This is a genomic window from Oleiphilus sp. HI0066 (assembly GCF_001635725.1).
The window spans coordinates 1-1145 of sequence record NZ_LWFH01000535.1 but is presented as its reverse complement, the minus strand read 5'-3'; the positions used below and the strand labels follow the sequence as shown (position 1 = coordinate 1145).

Below are 1145 nucleotides of genomic sequence, written 5' to 3'. Positions count from 1 at the left end.
GTATTGCTTCTGCTTCCCTAGCAGCAATTTTAGAAGCTCGTGGACTAAAAGTCACAATGCTGAAGCTGGATCCATATATTAACGTTGACCCAGGGACGATGAGTCCCTTTCAGCATGGCGAAGTATTCGTTACTGAAGACGGAGCAGAGACTGACTTAGATCTTGGTCATTATGAGCGTTACATCCGCACTAAAATGACTAAGCGCAACAACTTTACGAGTGGACGTGTCTATGAAGATGTCATTCGTAAAGAGCGTCGTGGTGATTACTTGGGCGGAACTGTTCAGGTAATTCCGCACATTACGGATGAAATTAAACGTCGTGTTGTTGAAGGTGCAAGCGGTTACGATGTTGCGCTTGTCGAAATTGGCGGAACCGTAGGTGATATAGAATCCCAGCCTTTCCTTGAAGCTGTGCGTCAGTTAAAGATTGAAGTTGGTTCTAATCGCGCGATGTTTATGCATTTGACCTTAGTGCCTTATATCGCGACTGCGGGAGAAACTAAGACAAAACCGACGCAGCACTCTGTAAAAGAAATGCGTTCTATCGGTATTCAACCCGATATTCTGGTATGTCGTTCTGATCATGAAATTGATGCATCATCTCGCCGCAAAATTGCTTTGTTCACGAATGTTGAAGAGCGCGCGGTTATTCCTTTGCGAGACGCAAGCAGCATCTATCTCATTCCGAGAATGCTGCACGAACAAGGTTTAGATAACATTATTTGCGAGCGCTTTAATATTGATGCTGCTCCTGCTGATTTAAGTGAGTGGGATGGTGTTGTTGAAGCAGAAGCGAACCCAGAGCAAGAAGTTACGATTGCGATGGTCGGTAAGTACATGGAGCTTTTGGATGCTTATAAGTCTTTGATTGAGGCGCTCAAGCATGCAGGCTTACGTAATCGCACGAAGGTTAATATTCGCTACGTAGACTCTGAAACTATTATCGATAACGGAACTGGGCAGATCGAAGATGTCGATGCGATTCTGGTGCCGGGTGGTTTCGGAAATCGTGGTGTAGAAGGAAAGATCCAAACGGTTAAATATGCNCGTGAAAATAAGGTGCCTTATTTAGGTATCTGCTTGGGTATGCAAGTGGCAGTTATTGAATATGCGCGCCATGTTGCAGGTTTAGAAGGCGCAAAC

General features: G+C 44.9%; 1 protein-coding gene. It reads left to right on the top strand.

Annotated features, from left to right (window positions below):
• Nucleotides 1–2: 2 nt before the first annotated feature.
• On the top strand, nt 3–1145 hold a 1143-nt coding region (locus A3738_RS07265; RefSeq protein WP_231876561.1), incomplete at its 3' end, for a CTP synthase.